General features: G+C 71.3%; 16 protein-coding genes. 7 read left to right on the top strand and 9 right to left on the bottom strand.

Features of this window, described 5'->3' with window-relative positions; translation table 11 throughout:
* The first annotated feature begins 11 nt into the window (after nt 1-11).
* Nucleotides 12-965: an aldo/keto reductase gene (locus D457_RS0113510; protein WP_193374498.1), complete on the top strand. Its 954-nt coding sequence runs from the start codon at nt 12-14 to the stop codon at nt 963-965.
* A gap of 23 nt (nt 966-988) precedes the next feature.
* On the opposite strand, the gene D457_RS0113505 is transcribed toward D457_RS0113510, so the two are convergent.
* Nucleotides 989-3,259 (bottom strand): LLM class flavin-dependent oxidoreductase, encoded by a 2,271-nt coding sequence (locus D457_RS0113505; RefSeq protein ID WP_017581200.1) that lies wholly within the window; start codon nt 3,257-3,259, stop codon nt 989-991.
* A gap of 91 nt (nt 3,260-3,350) precedes the next feature.
* On the opposite strand from D457_RS0113505, the gene D457_RS0113500 reads away from it, so the two are divergent.
* Complete coding sequence (locus D457_RS0113500; protein WP_017581199.1) at nt 3,351-3,896, top strand: MarR family winged helix-turn-helix transcriptional regulator; 546 nt, start codon at nt 3,351-3,353, stop codon at nt 3,894-3,896.
* 116 nt (nt 3,897-4,012) lie between these two features.
* Entirely contained in the window at nt 4,013-5,827 is a 1,815-nt protein-coding gene (locus D457_RS0113495; protein ID WP_017581198.1) for a helix-hairpin-helix domain-containing protein, read from the top strand.
* A 60-nt stretch (nt 5,828-5,887) separates the two neighbouring features.
* On the opposite strand, the gene D457_RS0113490 is transcribed toward D457_RS0113495, so the two are convergent.
* Nucleotides 5,888-6,934 (bottom strand): pirin family protein, encoded by a 1,047-nt coding sequence (locus tag D457_RS0113490; RefSeq protein ID WP_017581197.1) that lies wholly within the window; start codon nt 6,932-6,934, stop codon nt 5,888-5,890.
* A gap of 345 nt (nt 6,935-7,279) precedes the next feature.
* Nucleotides 7,280-8,668: a GH1 family beta-glucosidase gene (locus tag D457_RS0113485; RefSeq protein WP_017581196.1), complete on the bottom strand. Its 1,389-nt coding sequence runs from the start codon at nt 8,666-8,668 to the stop codon at nt 7,280-7,282.
* A gap of 153 nt (nt 8,669-8,821) precedes the next feature.
* Here D457_RS0113485 and D457_RS0113480 point away from each other — a divergent pair, with 153 nt between their 5' ends.
* Together D457_RS0113480 and D457_RS0113475 are read left to right on the top strand one after the other, a co-directional pair.
* A complete protein-coding gene (locus tag D457_RS0113480) occupies nt 8,822-10,393 on the top strand; it encodes a hypothetical protein (RefSeq protein WP_017581195.1) in 1,572 nt (523 codons plus the stop codon).
* Between the two features lie 41 nt (nt 10,394-10,434).
* Nucleotides 10,435-11,205, top strand: a complete 771-nt coding sequence (locus D457_RS0113475) for a DUF1266 domain-containing protein (RefSeq protein ID WP_017581194.1) — start codon at nt 10,435-10,437, stop codon at nt 11,203-11,205.
* Between the two features lie 36 nt (nt 11,206-11,241).
* On the opposite strand, the gene D457_RS0113470 is transcribed toward D457_RS0113475, so the two are convergent.
* The 3 genes from D457_RS0113470 to D457_RS0113460 form a co-directional block, all read right to left on the bottom strand.
* Nucleotides 11,242-12,327: a magnesium and cobalt transport protein CorA gene (locus tag D457_RS0113470; RefSeq protein WP_017581193.1), complete on the bottom strand. Its 1,086-nt coding sequence runs from the start codon at nt 12,325-12,327 to the stop codon at nt 11,242-11,244.
* A gap of 197 nt (nt 12,328-12,524) precedes the next feature.
* Entirely contained in the window at nt 12,525-13,172 is a 648-nt protein-coding gene (locus D457_RS0113465) for an alpha-ketoglutarate-dependent dioxygenase AlkB (protein WP_017581192.1), read from the bottom strand.
* 72 nt (nt 13,173-13,244) lie between these two features.
* The gene (locus tag D457_RS0113460) at nt 13,245-15,047 is read right to left on the bottom strand and encodes an NPP1 family protein (RefSeq protein ID WP_017581191.1); all 1,803 of its coding nucleotides are present in this window, start codon (nt 15,045-15,047) and stop codon (nt 13,245-13,247) included.
* 154 nt (nt 15,048-15,201) lie between these two features.
* On the opposite strand from D457_RS0113460, the gene D457_RS0113455 reads away from it, so the two are divergent.
* A complete protein-coding gene (locus D457_RS0113455; protein WP_152514232.1) occupies nt 15,202-15,651 on the top strand; it encodes a hypothetical protein in 450 nt (149 codons plus the stop codon).
* The gene (locus tag D457_RS0113450) at nt 15,648-15,968 is read left to right on the top strand and encodes a winged helix-turn-helix domain-containing protein (RefSeq protein WP_017581189.1); all 321 of its coding nucleotides are present in this window, start codon (nt 15,648-15,650) and stop codon (nt 15,966-15,968) included. The genes D457_RS0113455 and D457_RS0113450 overlap by 4 nt, the downstream gene beginning before the upstream one ends.
* A 31-nt stretch (nt 15,969-15,999) precedes the next feature.
* Here the strand turns inward: D457_RS0113450 and D457_RS32500 are convergent, their stop codons facing one another.
* The 3 genes from D457_RS32500 to D457_RS0113435 all read right to left on the bottom strand — a co-directional run bounded on the left by D457_RS32500 (nt 16,000) and on the right by D457_RS0113435 (nt 19,264).
* Nucleotides 16,000-16,788, bottom strand: a complete 789-nt coding sequence (locus tag D457_RS32500) for a TetR/AcrR family transcriptional regulator (RefSeq protein ID WP_017581188.1) — start codon at nt 16,786-16,788, stop codon at nt 16,000-16,002.
* Nucleotides 16,785-18,020 carry a serine hydrolase domain-containing protein gene (locus D457_RS0113440; protein ID WP_051072925.1) on the bottom strand — a complete coding sequence of 412 codons (1,236 nt, stop codon included), beginning with the start codon at nt 18,018-18,020 and terminating at the stop codon, nt 16,785-16,787. Before D457_RS0113440 ends, D457_RS32500 begins: the two co-directional genes overlap by 4 nt.
* 197 nt (nt 18,021-18,217) lie before the next feature.
* Complete coding sequence (locus D457_RS0113435; RefSeq protein ID WP_026116618.1) at nt 18,218-19,264, bottom strand: EamA family transporter; 1,047 nt, start codon at nt 19,262-19,264, stop codon at nt 18,218-18,220.
* Between the last annotated feature and the right edge of the window lie 65 nt (nt 19,265-19,329).

Here is a 19,329-nt window from a genome sequence, read left to right as displayed (position 1 = left end):
ATCTCCGCGGCATGGAACAGCGACAGGTGGGCAGATCAGGGCTCTGGGTGTCTCGTACCGCCCTCGGCACGATGAGCTGGGGAAACGACACCTCCGAGGAGGAGGCCGGACAGCAGCTCACCGCGTTCGTGGACGCCGGTGGCACTTTCGTGGACACCGCGGACATCTACACGGGCGGACAGAGCGAGCGGATCCTGGGACGGCTGCTGCGCGGGACGGTGCGCCGCGAGGACGTGGTGGTGGGCACCAAGAGCGGGCACACCCCCGAGGGCTACCGGCCGGTGGACGGGTCCCGGCGCCACCTGCTGGCCTCGCTGGACGCATCTCTGCGGCGCCTGCAGACGGACTACGTGGATCTGTGGCAGCTGCACGTGTACGACCCGCACACACCGCCGGAGGAGATGCTGTCCGCGATGGAGACGGCGGTCGGCTCGGGCAAGGCCCGCTACGTAGGGACCGGGGACCTCAAAGCCTGGCAGTTCGCCACGTTGGCGACCTGGCAGCGCGCCCAGCCCGGGCGGGTACCGCTGGTGAGCGCGGGCAGCGAGTACTCGCTGCTCAACCGGGGCGTCGACCACGCGCTGCGGCCCGCCGCGGCGGCCAACGACGCGCACGTGATCGCCTGGTCGCCGCTGGGTCGGGGCGTGCTCAGCGCCAAGTACCGCAACGGGGTACCGGCGGACTCCCGCGCCGCCTTTGCGCACATGGCGCCCTACGTGGAGCCCTACCTGGACGAGCGCAGCCGCCGGGTGGTGGAGTCGGTGTGCACGGCGGCGGAAGGGCTGGGCGTATCACCGCTGGCGGTCGCGCTGAGCTGGGCCCGGGACCAGGAGGGCGTGGCGGCCGCCGTGGTGGGGCCGCGCACGCTCTCCCAGTTGGAGGAGATCCTGTCCGTGGAGACGGTGGAGCTTCCGCCCAAGATCCGGGACGCCCTGGACGACGCCACGGCCGGCCCCGAGCGCTGAGCATCGGACCTGAGAGCTGACCGTTAGGCTCCGGCCGCGGGATCGATCGGGAAGTTCTGGTCGAAGACGTGGTCCGGGTCGTACTTGGCCTTGAGCTCGCGCAGGCGACCCAACGCGGGTTCGGGGAAGGCCTGGGCCAGAACCTCGGGCCCGGTACGGGTGTCGAAGCTCAGGTAGAGCCCCCGCACCGTGTCGCCCAGCTCCGCCCAGCGGCGGTCCAGGAGAGCGGCCCGGCTGCCCATGGCGGCCAGGGAGAAGTTGGCCGAACGGTGGGCATAGGCGGTGGCGTCGGCGGCGACGTCGTTGACCGCTCCGCCCACCTGGCGCAGCTGCATGAAGTACGCGTCACCGGTGGCGAGCATCCGGGCCATGGCCTTGGCGGAGACCGGGTCGATATGCTCCAGCAGCGCCGAACGCGCGGCCGGGGTCGGGTTCCCGCCGTGCGGACCGTCGTGACCGACCAGGATCGCCGGGTAGGGGGCGACCTGGGCACGCTGGTCCAGAACCGGCCCCACCTGCAGGAAGGGCTCCAGGGCCTGGACCGCGGCGTCGGTGTCGTCGCCCGCGTAGACCACCATCGCCTGGGCGACGGGCCCCTGGCCGCCGCGGCCCGGTCCCGTGGTCAGGAACGCGGTGACCTCGCGCGGGGCGGCCTCGGCGGTGCTCCCCCAGACCTGGAGGAAGGCCTCGGTGTCGGAGGCGTCGTAGACGAACCGGCCCAGCACGATGTCGCCCACCGGGGAGGCCGTGGCCTCCACCGAGGTGACCACCCCGAAGTTGGCGCCCGCGCCGCGCACCGCCCAGAACAGGTCGGGGTCGTTCTCGGCGTCCACCCGCCGCACGGCGCCGTCGGCGGTGACCAGTTCGACCGCGGTCAGGCGGTCGATGGCCAGCCCATGGGCGCGCGACATGTAGCCCAGGCCGCCGGTGGTGGCGATCCCGCCCACGCCCACTCCCCCGTGGTCGCCCGAGCTGATCGCGAGGCCGTGCTGGTGCAGGGCGGCGCCGATGTCGCCCCAGCGGGCGCCCGCGCCGAGGCGGACCCGACCGGTTTCGGGGTCCAGGACCTCGATCCCGTTCATCCGGCCGAGGTCGAGGATGACCCCGCCGTCGTTGGTGGAGCGGCCGCTGATGCCGTGGCCGCCGCTGCGCACGTTGAGCGGCGCGTCCTGGTCGAGGGCGTAGGCGAGGGCCTCGGCGACCTGGTCGGGGTCGGTGGGGCGCAGGACCAGGCCGGGGCGGCCCTGCTGCATGTAGCCGTGCCGGACCTTGGCGTAGCCCTTGTCGCCGGGTTCGACCACGCCCCTGCGCAGGGCTTCGGGGACGGCGTCGTAGTCGATGCCGGGGCGGCGGGCGGCCAGGGCGGCGGCGGGGCGGACCGGGCCGGTCGGGGTGCCTGAGTCGGCGCGTTCGCGTTCGACGGCCTCGCGCAGGGCCGGGGCGACCTCCTGGCCGAAGGTCTGGATAGTGCGGGGGTCGTCGGTGGGCAGGATGAACGTGCCGAACCCGTGTTCCAGGGTCAGGGGCAGCAGCTGTTCGACCCACTGCTCGGGCGGGCCCTGGAGGAAACCGCCACCGGCCGGGGAGAAGGACGCGCCCATGAGGTTGACCAGGCGGCGGATCTGCCGGGGGTCGCGGCCGTGTTCGAGCGCGGAGTCGTCGATGATGCCGTTGAGCTCGGGCAGGTCCTCGGCCTTGGCGTAGCCCAGACTGGGCAGCCAGCCGTCGGCCTTGGCGCCGGTCAGGCGGAGCATGCGGGGCTTGTAGGCGCCCAGCCAGATGCCGATGTCGTGGGCGGGTTCGGGGCCGCGCTTCATGCCGTTCACGGAGTAGTGCTCGCCCTGGAGGCGCACCCCGCCGCGGGCGTCGGTGTCCCAGGCGGCCCGGATGATGTCGATGGCCTCGGAGAGGGCGGTCACGGACTCGCCTGGGGTACGACGGCCGCCGCCCATGGCGTTGATGGCGTCCCAGAAGCCCCCGGCGCCGAGGCCGAGTTTGAAGCGGCCCCTGGAGAGGCGGTCGAGGCTGGCGGCGGCGCGGGCCAGGACGGCGGGCGGACGCAGCGGCAGGTTGATCACGTTGCCCGAGACACGCAGGCGCTCGGTGCGGGAGGCGACCCAGCTCAGCAGGGTCCAGGTGTCGAGGAAGTCGGGGTTGTAGGGGTGGTCCTGGAAGGTGGCCAGGTCCAGCCCGGCGGCCTCGGTGAGCTCGGCGAGCCCGACCACCCGGTCGGGGTCCTGGGCGCTCGGCGTGAGGAAGGTGCCGAACTCCAGGCGGTGTCCGTAGTCGGGCATGGCTGGCTCTCCCGGGGTAGATCGTTTGTTCAGCAAATGATGTTTTGCACAACTTATCTTGCTGAACACCTATTCCTGGTAATCTCGGGCCATGACACCCACCACGCCGGAGCGGCCGGGGCCGGGCGGAACCCTCGGCAAGAACGGCGGGGGCGGCACCGGGGCCAGCAACCTGGGCTGGTCCCTGGCCGTGCTGCTGCGCCGCTGGCACGAGCACACGGAGGCGGCCCTGGCCGACCTCCCGCACGGCAGCCGCGGCTACCACGTGCTCGCGGCGGCCGCCAGGGGCGACGCGCCCACCCAAGCGGCCCTGGCCGAGCGGCTGCTCATCGACCGCAGCGTGATGACCTACCTCATCGACGACCTGGAGTCGGCCGACCTGGTCCGGCGCCGGCCCGACCCGGGCGACCGGCGAGTGCGCAGGGTCTGCCCCACCGAGCACGGCAACGAGGTCCTGGCCAGAGCGAACACCATGGTCGAGCACATCGAGGAGCGCGTTCTGGGCGGGTTGGACCCCGACACCCGAGCCCTCTTCCACGCCGCCGCGGCACGGGCCGCCACCGCCGTTCAGGAGTCCTCCCCCGACACCGACCCCTGCGCCGCCGTCATCCAGGTGACCGGCAAGAGCGGTGTCTAGCTGCGCCGAGCAGCCACGCGGGCCCCGGGGAAGCGGTCCTGTGGACAACGGTCGGGATGTCACCGGGAGTCGATAAGCTCCCAGCGAGTGCATGTACCACCTGACGAGGGGAACCGGTGTCCGAGGCTGTCGAGAAGGTCAGTGCCGTCCTTGACCGGATGGGCGCCCCGCGCGCCCTCGCGCCGCGCCTGGTGTCCGCGCTGGGCCCCCAACCCGCCGCCGAACTGGACGCCAACCCCTGGCTGCTGCTGCGTCTGCCGGGCGTGACCATGGATCAGGCCGACTACTGCGCCCGCAAGCACCTGGGCGATGCCGCTCGCCCCGACGATCCCCGCCGCCTGGGTTCGATGGTCGGGCATGCCATGCGCACCGCCGCCCGCCGCGGGCACACCGCGATCGAGGAGAAACGGCTGGCCACGGTGGTCGGCCAGCTCGGAATCAACGACCCCCGAACGGCGATCGAGGCCGCGGTCGCCGCCGAGGAGGTGGCGCTGTTCGAGAGCACGGACGAACCCGACGACGACTTCGACTTCGAGGAGGGCGGCGCGCCCGAGGTACCGGACCTGCCCGACCCCGAACGCTTCTACGCCCCCCATGATGTCGGCCACGCCGAGCAGCGGCTGGGCGAGCAGCTGCTCCGGCTGATCGGCGGCAGCGAACCGATCATGGACCCGGTGACCGCCGCCGAGACCCTGGAGGCCGCCACCTCCGGCGGCGGCTTCGAGATCTCCGACACGACCCGGGAGGCGCTGCTCACCGCGACCATGCGCCCGGTCACGGTGGTGCACCACGGCCCCGGCGACCAGGCCGAGACCGCCCGGGCGCTGCTGTGCCTGGCCGCGATCGCCACGGAGAGCCAGGTGGGCATCGCGGTGGTCGCCCCCACCGCGCAGACCGCCGCCGCCGTCAACGCCGACCTGGACCAACTGCTGGGCTCGGGCGAGGGCGGCGGCCAGGAGGGCGAACCGGGTGACACGGCGTCAGCGGGCGAGGCCGAGCCGGACGCACACCACTCCCCGCTGCGCGCAGTCTCCCTGCCCGCTTTCCTGGCCGCGGAGCCGGCTCCGGCGGGGATCGTGGTGCTGTGCGAGTCGATGTCCCTGGGTGTGGCCCGGACGGCCGACCTGGTCTCCTCCTGCACCGACGACGCTCACCTGGTCCTGCTGGCCGATCCGGACCAGGCCCCGTCGGCCACCCCGGGCCGCGTCGTGACGGACGTGGCCACCTCCCGCACCGCGCACGTGGCGGCCCTCGCCGATGACGCCGCCCCCTCCCCTGTTTCCGTGCTCGCCGGTGCGGTCGCCGAGGGCGGTTGGCCGCGGGTCGAGGCGCCCGGCCGCGAGGTCGTCCAGGTCCCGGCTGCCTCCGCCGAGGAGGCCGCGCACCGCGTGGTGCAGCTGGTCACTGACTCCATCCCCCGAGCGCTGGGGATCGACGCCGACCAGGTGCAGATCGTCACCGCCCGCGAGGACGGCCCGGCCGGAGCCCGCGCGCTCAACACCGCCTGCAAGGAGAAGCTCAACCCCGGCCCCGGTGCGCACGGCGGTTTCGACGTGGGCGACCGCGTGGTCCTGACCGCCGAGGGCACCGGCTACGGCCCGGGCGACACCGGTTTCCTGCGCGAGGTGTCCGAGGGAGCGGTGATCGAACTGACCGGCGGCGCCCGGGTGACCGTCACCGATCCGTCCGCGCTGCGCCCTGGCTGGGCGGTCAGCGTGGCCGTCGCCCACGGCAGCCGCTGGCCCGCCGTGGTGGCGGTCTTCCCGCCCCAGGTCCCGGTGTCCCGCCCCCAGGTGTACACGGCCCTGACCAGAACCACCCGCCACGTCTCCGTGGTCGACGCCACCGAAGGCGCCCTGGAGACCGGGGTACGCGAGACCCTCGCCCCGGACCGCACCACCCGTCTGGCCCTCGTCCTCCGCGAGGGCTGACCCCCGGCGCGCGGCCGCAAGGAGACGGGCTTCAGCTATGGGGGTCGGCTCATCTCCGATCTACCCCTGCGCGTGTGGTGGCGGGTTCTTCCTCGGCCGCATCCGGACCTGTGGCAGTTCCGGGGCGGGGATCCTCTCCATCCCCTCACGATTGCGGCCCGGCCCGCCGTGCCCCACGTAGCCCTCGACCCGCCCGAACCGTTCGCCGTGCCGCTGCCACTCCTCGCGGTAGCGGCTGATCTCCTCCGTGGAGCGGGCCAGGAAGTTCCACCACATGACGACCTCCTCGCCGAAGGGAGCGCCGCCCAGGAGCACAAGCCTGACCGGTTCGGTGCCTTCGTTCGCGATCCGCAGCGCCCGGGCCCCGACACCCGTGTATCCCACGGCGTCCTTGGGCACATGTACGCCCTCGAGCGTGACGCTCCCGCCGGTGTCCACCAGGAGGCCGTGTTCGAATCCGGGATCGACCGGGAGGGCGAGTTCGGCGCCGGGAGCGAGCCTGAGCTCGGCCCCCACCAGTGGCGTGTACATGCTCACCGGCGACCGTGAACCCAGCAGCGAACCGACGAAGACCAGCGCGGAGCCGCCCGCGAACTCGACGGGTTCGGGAACGAAGTGCTCGAACCCGCGCTCCGGGCTGTGCCGGGCCTCCTCCGGCAGAGCGACCCAGAGCTGCACACCGTGGAGTCGGCCGGTGTCCGCGGTGGAGGTCTCGGAGTGGCAGATGCCCGCACCGGCCGTCATCAGGTTCATCTCGCCGGGGAGGACGTCCGCGCTGTTGCCCCCGGAGTCGATGTGGGCGATGGCCCCTTCGAACAGCCAACTCACCGTCTGCAGCCCCGTGTGCGGATGCGGTGCCACGTCCATGCCGCGGGTGGCCGCCACGTCGTCGGGTCCGTAGTGGTCGACGAAGCACCACGCGCCGATCAGCGAACGCTGCCGCTGCGGCAGGGTGCGGCGCACGTTCATCGCGCGCGGCCCGCCCAGGGGGACTGCCCGGGCGGTGATGATCTCGACCGGAACCCCGTCCGCGCACTCGGCCCGCGGACCGGGAAGGCCGCCATCAACGCACACATGGGTGTCCGGATCGGCCTCTGGGTTGGTCATCGCGCGGTCCCTTCCGTCCGTGGGGCGTCAACGCGGAGGAGCACCAGCCGAACCGGCCTCGGCTCCACCACCTCCTTGAGACCTGAAATATATGCTCAGGCGGCCCCGTGTCGGCCACCGTACCCAGGCGCGCCTCCACGGCGACGGCACGCCTGCGCACATCACCTCCGGCTGAGCCTCCGAAAAGGGTTCCGGCGGGGTCCGACCCGCGAGCAATGGTCGGTTCCTCCCCGAGGCACCACGAATGGAGAGCTCAGAACGAATCACACGGCTCCCCCGATCCGGCCCTGGTTCATTGGTCTGGCGAGTCGATCCAGAGCTGAAGCAACTGCGCTTCCGTTCCGGTCATCCCTCCTGGGTCCGGCGGGACCGGTGGGCTTTCAGGTGGTCCCGGTACCAGTGGTAGCTGTCCTTGGGGTGGCGTTCCAGGGTCCGGTAGTCCACGCGGACCAGGCCGAACCTGCGCTCGTATCCGTAGGCCCACTCGAAGTTGTCCAGCAGCGACCACACGAAGTAGCCCCGCACGTCCACCCCGGCTTCGATCGCGCGGGCCAGGGCGGAAAGGTGGTCGCGCAGGTAGTCGACACGGTCCCGGTCGTGCACCCGGCCGGCGGAGTCGGGCTCGTCCGGTTCGGCCGAGCCGTTCTCGGTGATCAGGATCGGCGGCAGCCCCGGGTAGCGGCGGTCCAGGTCCACCAGCAGGTCCTCGAAGCTCCGCGGGACCACCGGCCAGCCCATGGTGGTGTGCCGGACCCCGTCGAAGGAGACCTGTTCGGCGCCGATGTCCACGGCCGTGCGCAGGGCCGGGTCAGGCTCGGTGTGCGGGGCGTCCCGGAGCATGATCGGCCGGTAGAAGTTGACGCCGAGGAAGTCCAGGGGCTGGCCGATGGTCTCCAGGTCGCCCTCGCGCCGGTAGGAACCGTCGGCCAGCCCGCCCCAGGTCTCCTTCTCGTTGTCCGGGTAGGCGCCGGTGAACAGCGGGTCGAACCAGGTGCGGTTGTGCAGGGTGCGGGCGCGTTCCACCGCGGCGCGGTCGGCCTCGGATTTCGTGGCGGGCAGCAGATGGTCGGGGTTGAGCGTGATGCCGACCTCTCCGGCCCCGGCGGCGCGCAGCTCCTTGACGGCCGTGCCGTGGGCCAGCAGCAGGTGGTGGGCGGCGGCCAGGGCCGGGGTGCCCTCACGGGTTCCGGGGGCGTGGCGGCCGACCGCGTGCCCCACGAAGGCGGAGCAGAAGGGTTCGTTCAAGGTGATCCAGCGGTTCACCCGGTCGCCGAGGCGGTCGGCGACGATCCGCGTGTAGTCGCCGAAGCGGCACGCGGTCTCGCGCACCCGCCAGCCGCCCTCGTCCTCCAGGGCCTGGGGCAGGTCCCAGTGGTAGAGGGTCAGGACCGGTTCGATCCCCGCGCCGAGGAGGGCGTCGACCAAGCGGTCGTAGAAGGCCAGGCCCTCGGGGTTGACCTTGCCCTTCCCCTCGGGCTGGACGCGCGGCCAGGAGACGGAGAAGCGGTACAGGTCCACGCCGAGGTCGGCGAGTAGGGCGACGTCCTCGGTGTAGCGGTGGTAGTGGTCGCAGGCCACGTCGCCGCTCTCGCCGCGGGCCACGCGGCCGGGGGTGCGGCAGTAGGTGTCCCAGATCGACGGCCCCCGGCCGCCCTCGGTGGCCGCACCCTCGACCTGGTAGGCGGCGGTGGCGGTGCCGAACAGCAAGCTGGGTGGCAGTAGGGGCTCGTGCATGGGGACCTTTCAGATTGGGAGCGCTCCCAGAATGGTCGAAAAGCGCAGTACGGGCAACCCCCCGAACCAGATCGTCCCCGTGACCGTCCAAACCCCCAGCGCGTCCCCCTCACCCCGTCCCACCCCCGGGCGCGCAGGGAAAGGTAACCAGGCATGAGTTGGACCGACTACTCGCAGAACGTGCGCATCAGGGAACTCCAGGAGGACCTGAGCGGCGCGTACTCGCAGATGGCCCGCGACCGCAGCCGCATGCGCTCGGAACTGGGCCGGATCCGGGGCACACTGGAGCAGCGGCTGGACCGGGTCTCGGCCACCCTGGACGCCTTCATCGAGCTCAGTGACGTGCGCGCCACCCTGGCGATGTTCGACAACGCCGCGATCACCCGGCACCGCACCCTCCAGATGCTGGACGGCGCCGCCCTGCCCTCCCTGGACCTCGAGGACGTGCACGGGTACTGGCTGGTGCCCGCCGCCCGCGGCCTGCACGCCCTGCTGCGCGACGACATCAACCAGGCCCGGCTGCGCTTCGACGAGGCGGCCGGGATCGACCTGGAGAGGGCCCGCTACTTCACCGCACTGGCCTGCGCGCTCACCCGCTCCGAGTACGCGCGCACCCTGGGCGAGAGCGTGTCCGCGGACCTGCTCCCCCACCTGCCCGAGCCCGGGGTCCAGCTGAACCGCGGCCAGCGCGCGCTGTGGATCCTGACCGCCGACGGCTCCTTCGGCGACGACGCCCGCGAACACCTGCTGCTGTCCACCCTGCAGCTGTGGTCCGCCGAGGGCGTCCAGGTCCCCCCGGTCGACGAGTGGTCCGCCTCCCCCGGTTCCTCCTCCGGCCGTTCGGGCGGTCGAAAGCCCTCACTCGGCACCGGCAAGCTCAGCACCGGCGCGACCACCCAGCGCCAGGCCGCCGCCGCCATCGCCCACCTGCGCGAACAGGTCGCCAAGGTCACCGCCCTGGGCAGTGAGGACACCCCGCTGGAGACGCTGAGCCCCGACGAGGCCAGCTCCGACTTCCTCCGGGACACCCTGCGCCTGCTCGTGGAGGAGGGCAGCCAGGAGGAGGCTCCCCTGCTGGCCCAGGCCAACCGGCTGCGCGCGGTCATCGAGAACAGCGGCCAGGAGGGTGCCCTCCCCGCCTGGACCGACACCGTCGACAGCGTCGGCGCCCTCCTGCGCAGGGATCTGACCAGCGAGAGCGCACCCCCGCACCGCCGCACCTTCTCGCTCATGCTCCAGCGCACCGCCGTCCTGGAGACCGCCGAGGACCTCATGACCCGGGCCGGCGCGCCGCTCCCCGAGAAGGCGGAGGCGAACTTCCACGGGGTGAAGGTGAACATCACCGCTTCCGGCGCCGAACGCCGGGACGTGGAGCGGTCCCACCAGCGCCTGCGCGACCGTTCCGGCCCCGAGCAGGGCAAGCGGAGCGCCTTCTGGGTGTATGTGTCCGTCGGGGCGGGGCTCTTCGTACTGTCCCTGCTGACCATGAACGGCGTCCTGTGGTTCCTGACCGTGTGCACCGCGGTGGCCTCGGGTGTCACCTTCTTCGCCGCCGAGCGGGAGCGCGACGACGCCGAGGCTATGTTCCGGAACCAGAGCCGCAAGCTCGACCAGCAGGTCGACCAGGCCGTGCAGGACTGGCGCAGGGTCAGAACCGAGGCCGAGGAGTACGCGGCCGCTGCCCGGAGCGACCTGGCCGAGGTCCACAAGCTGCTCAATCCCTGAGAAACTGACCTTTTGGTCAACCGCACGGAGGGAGGCCCGCCATGGGCCTGTTCGGCCGCAGGAAGCTCCAGCTCCGCAGTGACCCGCAGGGAGTCTTCCAAGGGCCGTTCGCCCACGCCCTGGCCAGTGGCGCGCACATGCCCATCGCAGGGGGCGGGGTCTGGAACGCCGTCCCGGGGTCCTGTTCGTGCTGCTCTCCCGAGGAAGAGCGGACCAAGCTCCGCGACTCGTGGGGGATCACCGACACCGAGGGATGGGATCGCGCCCTGCGCGAGCTGGTGTCGGGGGACCGCACCTCCCCGGAGCTCTCCGTGGTTCTCGGTCTTCGGAACGAGGCCTGCGCGAGCGCCCCGCAGCAGCCCTTCGACGCCGGGAGCTGGCCGGACCTGATCGTCCGGTGGTGCCAGAGCACGGGCACGGACCCGTCGGTGTACGAAGCGCTGGTTCTGGCGGCCGCGCGGGTGTGGGAGTACGAGGAGCGGATGGTCGAGGACGGGGTACTGCCGCGGGGCGCGCAGGTCCGTACCGTGCGCGCCTACGACTTCGGCCGCGCGGTCAATCTGGCCCGGTGGGGATTCCACGCCGGTTACGCCGACCTGCGCACGGCCGGTGAGCACATCGTCCGGGCCGGTGCCGCCTCGATGCGCCACCACGGGTCGTGGGCGGAGATGTCGGCGGGGTTCGTCCTGGGCCGCGCCTTGGGATTCGACGACGGCGCCTTCGGGCCGTACTACACCGACTCCGTGGCGGCCCACCGGCTCCTGACCACGGACCCGCGGAGCCCCTGGCTCAACCTGCCCTGGCACATGTGAGCGGCGCTCCCGCTTCCTGCCCGCCCCGGGTGTCGCCTACAGCCAGCCGTTGCGGCGAAAAAGCAGGTAGAGCACCAGCGACGAACAGGCCATGAAGGCCAGCACCAGCGGCCAGCTGAACACCCAGTGAAAGCCGGGCTGGGGAGCGATGTTCATACCAAAGACCGAGGCGATCAGAGTGGGGACGACCAGGATGCCGCCCCAGGAGGAGACCTTCTTCATCGCCTCGTTCTGGGCCTGGCCGATGAGGGCGCTGTGCACCTCGGTGATCTTCTCGAGCAGCTGGCGGAAGCCGTCGACGTGTTCGCGGGTCGCGGAGACGTGGTCGGCGACGTCGCGCAGGTAGTTGCGCAGCTCGCCGCGGTGTTTCAGACCCGGGCCGGGCAGGTGGGGACCGAGGCGTTCGGGGCGGTCCAGAGGGGACATGAGGCGGTCGAGGACCTCGGCCAGGGGGTCGATGGCGCGTTGGAGCCGAATGGCCTGGCGGGCGAGGCGGTACGTACGCCGAGAGGCGTCACGGTGGCCGTCGAAGACCTGGCCCTCCACCTCGTCGATGTCGTCCTGAAGCGCTGAGATGGAAGGGGCGTAGGCGTCCACGACCTGGTCCAGGACCCCGTAGACCACGGCCAGCGTGCCGTGCGCGAGCATGGCCGGTTCGGCCTCCAGGCGATCCCGGACCGCCATGAAGTCGATCTGCCGAGTGTGCCGGATGGTGATCACGAAGTTCCGCGCCCCGAAGACGTGGATCTCCCCGACCTCCACGGTCTCCGTGTCCTCGTCATAGCGGGCCGGGCGCAGGACGACGAACAGCACCTCGCCGTAGTTCTCGACCTTGGGCCGCTGGTGGGCGACGATCGCGTCCTCCATGGCCAGCCGGGGCAGGTCGAAGCGGTCGGCGGCCTCCAGTAGCTGGTTCCGGTTGGGATCACTCATGCTGACCCACGCCACCAGGTTCTGGTCCGCCTGGACAGCCTGGGCCGCCTCGCTGAGGGAGTCGACCTCGCACTCCCGGTGCCCGTCGCGGTAGAGGACAGTCCAAACGTCTCCCGGCGGGGCGTTGGCGGACAGGGCAGCGCCCGCCCGCCCCAGAGCCATGGTGCGTTCGGGCGCGGATTCGGTCACGGCTGCCCTCCTCTGCCGAGCCTGACCTATGTCTGACCTAGCCTGACCTGCCGATCGTGGCCCGGCGCCGGCGCGGGCGCGCGCCGACACGCCGGGCTCGGCCGCTCCTCCTGGTTGGGTGCGGCCCCGTTCCCGGCCCACACTCACGTGTGCGCGGACGGCCCCCGTCTCCGAGTGAACCGCGTGTGTATTGGGAGTCAGTCGTGCAGACCAGAGGCGCGGATGGTGATGTTGAGGCGGCCGTTCAGGCCCAGGGCGGGGTCGGCGGTGCCTGGGCGAGTGCGGGGCACCCCGTGGTAGGCCATGCGGGAGGGGCCGCCGAAGACGAACAGGTCGCCACTGCGGAGTTCGACGTCGGTGTAGGGGCGAGTACGGGTCTCGGTGTTGCCGAACCTGAAGACGCAGCTGTCGCCGAGGCTGAGCGAGACCACCGGGGCCCGGGAGAGTTCGTCGCGGTCCTGGTGCATGCCCATGCGGGCGTCGGCGTCGTAGAAGTTGACCAGGGCGACGTCGTAGGGGTCGCCCTCGTGCGGGGTGCCGTAGGCGGCCTCGACGGCGCGCGCGGCCAGGGCGTCGAGCAGTTCGGGAAAAGGCTGGACCGGGGTGCCGTCGGGCAGGGTGCGCGCATAGGAGTACGGGCGCCAGTGCCAGCCCAACGAGGTCATCGAGACGCTCATGACCCCGCCGCGCGGCATGGGGTGGCGGCGGGTCCCGGCGAGTCCGCGGGCCCACTCACGGCAGCGTCGGACCAGGTCGGCCTGGGCTTGGGCACTCAGCCAGCCGGGCAGGTGGACAGCGCCCGGGGCGACGGTGACGGTCGGCGGTCCGAACAGCGCTTCGTCCATAAGCCCATCCTGCCCCGCGCGGATGACACTTCCGTGCGGGGCAGCGGTGGGTTCGGTTCGGCTCCGCGAAACTCAGCGGCGCGTGAGGTCGCGGATGTTGACCACGAGGAGCACGACCACGATGAGCACGATGGGCACGGTGATGGCAATGCGCCAGTCCGCGATGAAGGCGGCCACCACCCCCACGAACAACCCGATGATCACCGCGGCGATCGCGATCCCGGTCAGGTACTGGACGAACTTGCGGCGGGCGAGGGAGTCGATCGCGGCGAAGGCCAGTACCACCCCGAGCATGGCCCACAAGGTCATCTGCCCGTCGAGCAAGAACAGGGTCAGCGCCAGGGAGGTCAGCAGCAGCGGGGTGCTCAGGGCAACCCACAGGTGCAGGAAGCGGTTGGCGCGCTGCTCACCCGAGGCATAGGGCATGTGCGGTGCCTTGAGGTGCCCGGTCGGGGAGGGCACCAGCGGGGTGTCGCTCTCTAGGGAGCGCAGCAGGGTGTCGCGTTCGTCGGCGAGCAAGACTCGCTTCTCGTAGACCCCTGCGAGCTCCTTCTCCAGCTTCTCGATCCGCTGGGAGTACTCGCGGGCACGCGGTCGGGAAGCGGCCTCGCGGTCCAGGACCATGCGGGCCGAGTCGAGTTGGCGGAGGCGGTCGCGGCGGCTGACGATGTCGCTGTCGATGTCGCGCAGGCGCGCCTGGAGGCCGCTTACGTGGGAGCGCAGTTCGGCGCGGGCGGCGCTCTCGCTGGGCGCCACCTTCTGCAGACCGACCCAGGCCAGCGGGTCGGCCCAGGAGCGGCGGATGGTGCCGTCGCGCTCGTAGCGGGGGCCGCTGGGCGCGCGCTCGCCGTCGAAGAAGTCGCGGGTATCGCGGCCCCATAGGCCGCGGAATCCGCGCACCCAGGGGGTGTCGTCGTCGATGAGGACGGCGTTCCACTCGCGGTCGCCGCCGGGGCCCAGGCGCTCGCCGTCGCCGCGCGCGTAGTCGACGAAGGGCACGCCGATGCCGTGCTGGTTGTTGCCGTTGCCCCCGCGGGAGAAGCGCTGGGTGAAGCGTCGCCAGCCGCGGACCAGGCCGCGCAGGAAGGCGGGGTCGACCTGGATGAGGTAGTCGCCGGGGAGCATCTGGTGCGAGTGCGAGCCCGCGCCGACGTAGATCTTCGGGTGGACGCCGTCCCTGTGCAGTTCGGGGTCGGCCCAGGAGCGGCGCAGGTCGTCGCCGTGGTACTCGTGCGAGGAGGCGCCGACCCAGACCGGGCGGGTGGTGCCGTCGGGGTTCTCCACCACGTAGACAGTGACGCGTTCCCAGTCGGCCTCGTGGTCGTTGACCCCGCCGTAGATCGTACGCCAGTCGTTCATCGCGTAGAAGAACCAGTACTGCAGGATGATGTAGCCGCCCTCGCGGGTGACGCGCCCATAGTAGGTGGCGCCGCCGTTGTCCACACGCTCGCGGTAGCGGGTGACCGAGGCGAAGGTGACACCGCCGGGAACCGCGCCGCGGATGAGCAGCGAGAGCTTCATGAGGATGTCGAGGACGCGGCCGAGCACGCCCACGGCGGCCAGGCGGCCGCTCTTGGGGATGACCGAGCGGGCGATGCCCTTGAAGCGGCGGGCTTCCTCGCGCAGGGTCTCCTCCTGCACGAAACGCAGGTGCTTGTGGCGCCCGGGCCACTCCTCCTCGGCCCGGGAGAGGCGGTCGAGGGTGAGTTCACCGGCGGGGACGATGACGCTCTCCCGTCCGCCGGGTTCCTCGATCCAGAGACTGCAATTGCGTACGTAGGCGTCCACGTCGGTGGGGAAGAAGAGCTCCCCCTTGGTGCACATGAGCACCGGTTCGTGGGCACGCAGAAGTTCGAGGTCAGATTTGGCCGCCATGATTCGGACCAAGTTAGTACATCGGCCGGTGCGGGCGCGCGCCGGAGTGCCGTGGTTCGGTGGTAGGACCTGTCATGCCGTGCAGCCGCCCGATTCGGGAACTTCCCCGGAATCATAAATTGCCACCATGGAAAGTGAGTGAAACGATGGAAATATGACGATGGCGGAGGGGATGCGGATGCGCAGGGAAGAGGCCTGGGACGCCCTGGAGCAAGCCGAGGCCATGGGTGCGAAGGTGCGCCCGATGGGCCGCTGGTACACGCTCTACGGGATCGGGTTCGGCCTGACCAGTATGGTCCTGCTGCTAATCATCGGCATCTCCGCTTCAACCACGGGTGTGGTCGTGGGCACGGTGTTCTACGGGATCTCGCTGACCGCGCTCATCACCTACAACGTGACCCGGCCGGTGAAGCCCCTCGGCCTCGACAAGCTGCACAACTGGAGCATGGCCGTGTGGACCCCGCTCTACTGCGTCGCTGTGGGGGCGGGAGCGATCTTCTTCCGGGGCGAGCTGCTCTGGTGGGTTCCCATGGCTGTGCTGACCGCGCTGCCGACCTCGGTCGCCGGGCTGATCGTGCTGCGCCGCAGTGGGAGCGCGCAGTGAGCCACCCCCGCAGTCGACTGGACGAGGTCATCCACTCCCCCGTCCGGTTCTCCATCGTGGCCGCGCTGGCCTCGGCCAACGAGATCGAGTTCCGGATCCTGCGGGACCTGGTGGAGATCAGTGACTCCTCGCTGTCCAAGCAGATCGCGACCTTGGAGGAGGCCGAGTACGTGGGCGTGACCAAGTTCCGGGTGGGCCGCCGCACCCGGACCTCGCTGGTCCTCACCCCGCAGGGCCGCAAAGCCTTCAAGCAGCACGTCCAGGCGCTGCGCGACATCGCCGACGGTGTGGAGCTACCCCTGCCCGGCTCCGACTGAACCGGGCGGGGTCGGGCCCCGCCCTCGTTCCTCACTTTTGAGCACTGGACTTGCGGGCACTGGACTTCCTGGAAGTGGCCGCGCGTGTCTCTAGTGCGTCCAGGAGGAGCTCCAACACGACCTCGAAGTGGTCCCCTTCGTCGACCTCCGGGAGGAAGGGCGAGACGGCGGCCAGGTTCGGGTGCTCCCGTGCGGAGGCGGTGAGATAGGAGCGGCGCCAGGCGGACTGCTCCTCCTCCTGCTGTTCCCGGTCCAGGGTGTGGAGGCCCGCCTCATAGGAGCTCAGGGCGAAGGCCGTCTCCGTGAGCGCCCGGTAGTACGTCGCGGCGTCCCGTTCGACGAACCCTGCCTGGCGGAGCGCGCCGACGACCGCGTCGCTGCCCCGCAGCTCCGCCGGGCCGCGGGTGACCCGGGTGGAGACCAGGGCCGCCACCCTGGGATGTGCCAGGCTGGCCCGCCGGATGCGTCGGGCCAGGTCGGCCAGGGTCTCCCGCCAGGTGTCCGCCGCGGTGAAGTCCCGCAGCGCCTCATCGAGCAGGCGCTCGGCCAGCCCCAGCAGGATGGCGTCCTTGCCGGAGAAGTGCCGGAGCACCGCCGTGTGGTTGGAGCCCAGCTCCTTGCCCAGCCGCCGCAGGGTCAGGGCGTCCGGGCCGTCGTTCTCGATGACGGTGCGGGCCGCGTCCAGGATGCCGTCCGGGGTGAGCCCGGCCGACGGTGGGCGACCGCGCCGCGCGGCGGGCCGCCCTGTCGCAGGGGCCCCGTGAGCGGGATCGGCGTCGGGATCGGTACCCGACCCCTCTCCTTCACTTCCTCCGCTCATCGGCTCTCCTCCAGGTAGGCGACCACCGCATGCAGGGCGGCCACGGTCTCGGCGTCGCGTTCGTGATCGTCGGCGGTGGGCCAGGCGCTGGTCTTGACGATGACCACGTCGGCCTCGGGGTCGACCCACAGGAACTGGCCGTGAATGCCCAGACCGGTGAAGCCTCGCCGCTCACCGCCCAGGGTCCACCACAGGTCGGAGTAGCCGTAGTGCGGCATACCGGTCGGCCCGAGCTTGCCTACCTCCAGGTGGGGGACCCCGGCCCCGCGCGCGCGTTCGACCCACCCCTCGGGGAGGAGCTGTTCGCCGTCGTGGACCCCGCCCCGGGACATGAGCAGGCCGACCTTGGCCAGGTCCCGGACGGTGGCGTTGAGGGAACCTCCCGCCAGCGCGGTGCGCGGACGCTCACGGGTCAGGAAGTAGTAGGCGTCGTCCTCCGCCCCGATCCGGTCCCAGAGGCGGTCGGCGGCGTACTCGGCGATGGGCATGCCGACCGCGGCTTCGAGTACCCATCCCAGCACCTGGGTGTCCAGCGTCGAATAGTTGAAGCGGGTGCCCGGCGGCACCGTGGTCGGAACCCGCTTGAGCACGGCCAGCAGGGAGCCGCCGCCGGTCACCGCCCGTTCGAAGTCGTTGATGGTGGCCGAGGGGTCCGGATAGTCCTCCAGGTACTCGTCCCCGGCGCCGCTGCTCATCCTGAGCAGGTCCTCGACGGTCGCCTCGGCGTAGGCGGTGCCCGCCAGGTCCGGGCGGTGGTCCGCGACCCGGTCCTCCAGGGAGCCGATGTCGCCCTCGGCCAGGGCCATCCCGACCAGGATCGAGGTCACGGACTTGGTGAGGGAGAAGAGCTGGAATCGGGTGTGGGGTCCGGCGAAGCGCCCGGGATAGGTCTCGTGGACGAGAACGCCCCTGTGCACGACCGCGAAACCGGTGGTGTTGGTGGCGTCGTGCAGTTCGCCCAGGGTGCGCCGGCGGCCCTGGTACTCGTAGACCACCGGAAGCGGGCGGGCAGTGCGGGGCAGGGGGCGCGGTGCACCGGAGCGGGGCACCTCCTGGGTGGGCATGAGCGCGTCCATGTGCGTGAACGTCCACTCGTTGATCGGGCGCCGGGTGGCGATCTCGGCCTGGTTGCGCCACAGCCACATCGCTCCGGCACCCAGGCCCGCGCCCAGCCCGGTGGCGGCCGCCACTGTCGCCAGGCTCCTGATCGATCGGGATCGGCTCGATTCCATCGCTCACCCTTCTCGCAGTCTCCGCGTCGTCTTTTCGTTCCAATGGTGACACCACCGGAACAAAAAGGGCAAGAGTGAACCCGCGCACAGCGTGGTGCGCGGGTCAGGTCGACCCCGGCCAGGGACCGGGTGAAGGTTTGACGGTCCTCCGCCGCGCTGCGTCCGCCCCCGCGGGGGCGCGCGGCGAAGGACCGGTCTCAGGCGACCCGCTCTGGTAGGCAGGCCTCCTGGTCAGGTGACCCGGGGACGCCGTCCTTCGTCCCCGAGCCGGTCTTGGTGTGCCGCGCGCGTACCGCCTTCACGGACCTTGCGGCCTTCGCGGACCTTGCGGCCTTCGCGGACCTGCGCCCGGGCACGGCGGGTTTAGCGCTCCGGTCGCCTCGGGCGGCGCCGATCCCAGCAACCACCACGAGACCCATCCCGACCAGCTGCACGGCGACCGGCGCCTGACCAATGATGATCAGACCCATCACCAGGGCCACGGCGGGCTCCAGGCTGGAGAAGGTGCTGTAGGCGGTCCGGCTCATCCGCTGGAGGGCGATCATCTCCAGCAGGAACGGCACCATTGGGAAGAGCAGCGCAATGAGCAGCGTGAACATGATCAGCCCGAGGTCGGGCTCGGCGATCGCGGCCGGGGCGCCCAGCGGCGCGGTGACCAGCGCGCCGACGGTCATCGCCAGGGCCAGGCCGTGCACGGCCTTGAAACCGGAGCCGACCCGCTGGGTGAGCACGATGTAGCCGACCACGCAGACCGCTCCGGCCAGCGCGAAGCCGACGCCGACCAGGTCGAGATCGCCCATCCAGGGGCGGGTCAGGCAGACCACGCCGACTACGGCGGCGACGATCCACACGAGTTCGCGGCGGCGGCGCATGGCCGCCACGGCAACCACGAGGGTGCCCAGGAACTCGATGGAGGTGGCGGTGCCCAGTTCGATCCGCGCCGTCGCCTCGGAGTAGAACAGCATCATCCCCGCGCTCGCTGTGCCCAGGATCACCACAGCCCCCAGCTCACGGGCGGTCGCCGCGCGCACGGCCCGCCACAGAGAGGGACCGCCGAGCATCAGGAGCAGCAGCGCCGCCCACGTCAGCCGCAGCCAGGTGATCGTGGCCGGGCTCGCCTGATCGAAGGCGATCACGGCCAGGGCACTGCCGGTGTGCAGCGTGAACATGGCGATGAGCAGCATCAGCGGCGCCGGGACCTGAATCCGGGCACGACGGGACGAAGAGAGGAATGAGGGGATCACCCGACTATTGCACCGATATCGTTCGTTTCTGTCCACGAACTGATGGTTGATGAAGCATGTAGTTT

The organism is Nocardiopsis valliformis DSM 45023 (assembly GCF_000340985.1).
Classification (GTDB): domain Bacteria; phylum Actinomycetota; class Actinomycetes; order Streptosporangiales; family Streptosporangiaceae; genus Nocardiopsis; species Nocardiopsis exhalans.
This window is presented reverse-complemented; position numbering and strand designations above follow the sequence as displayed.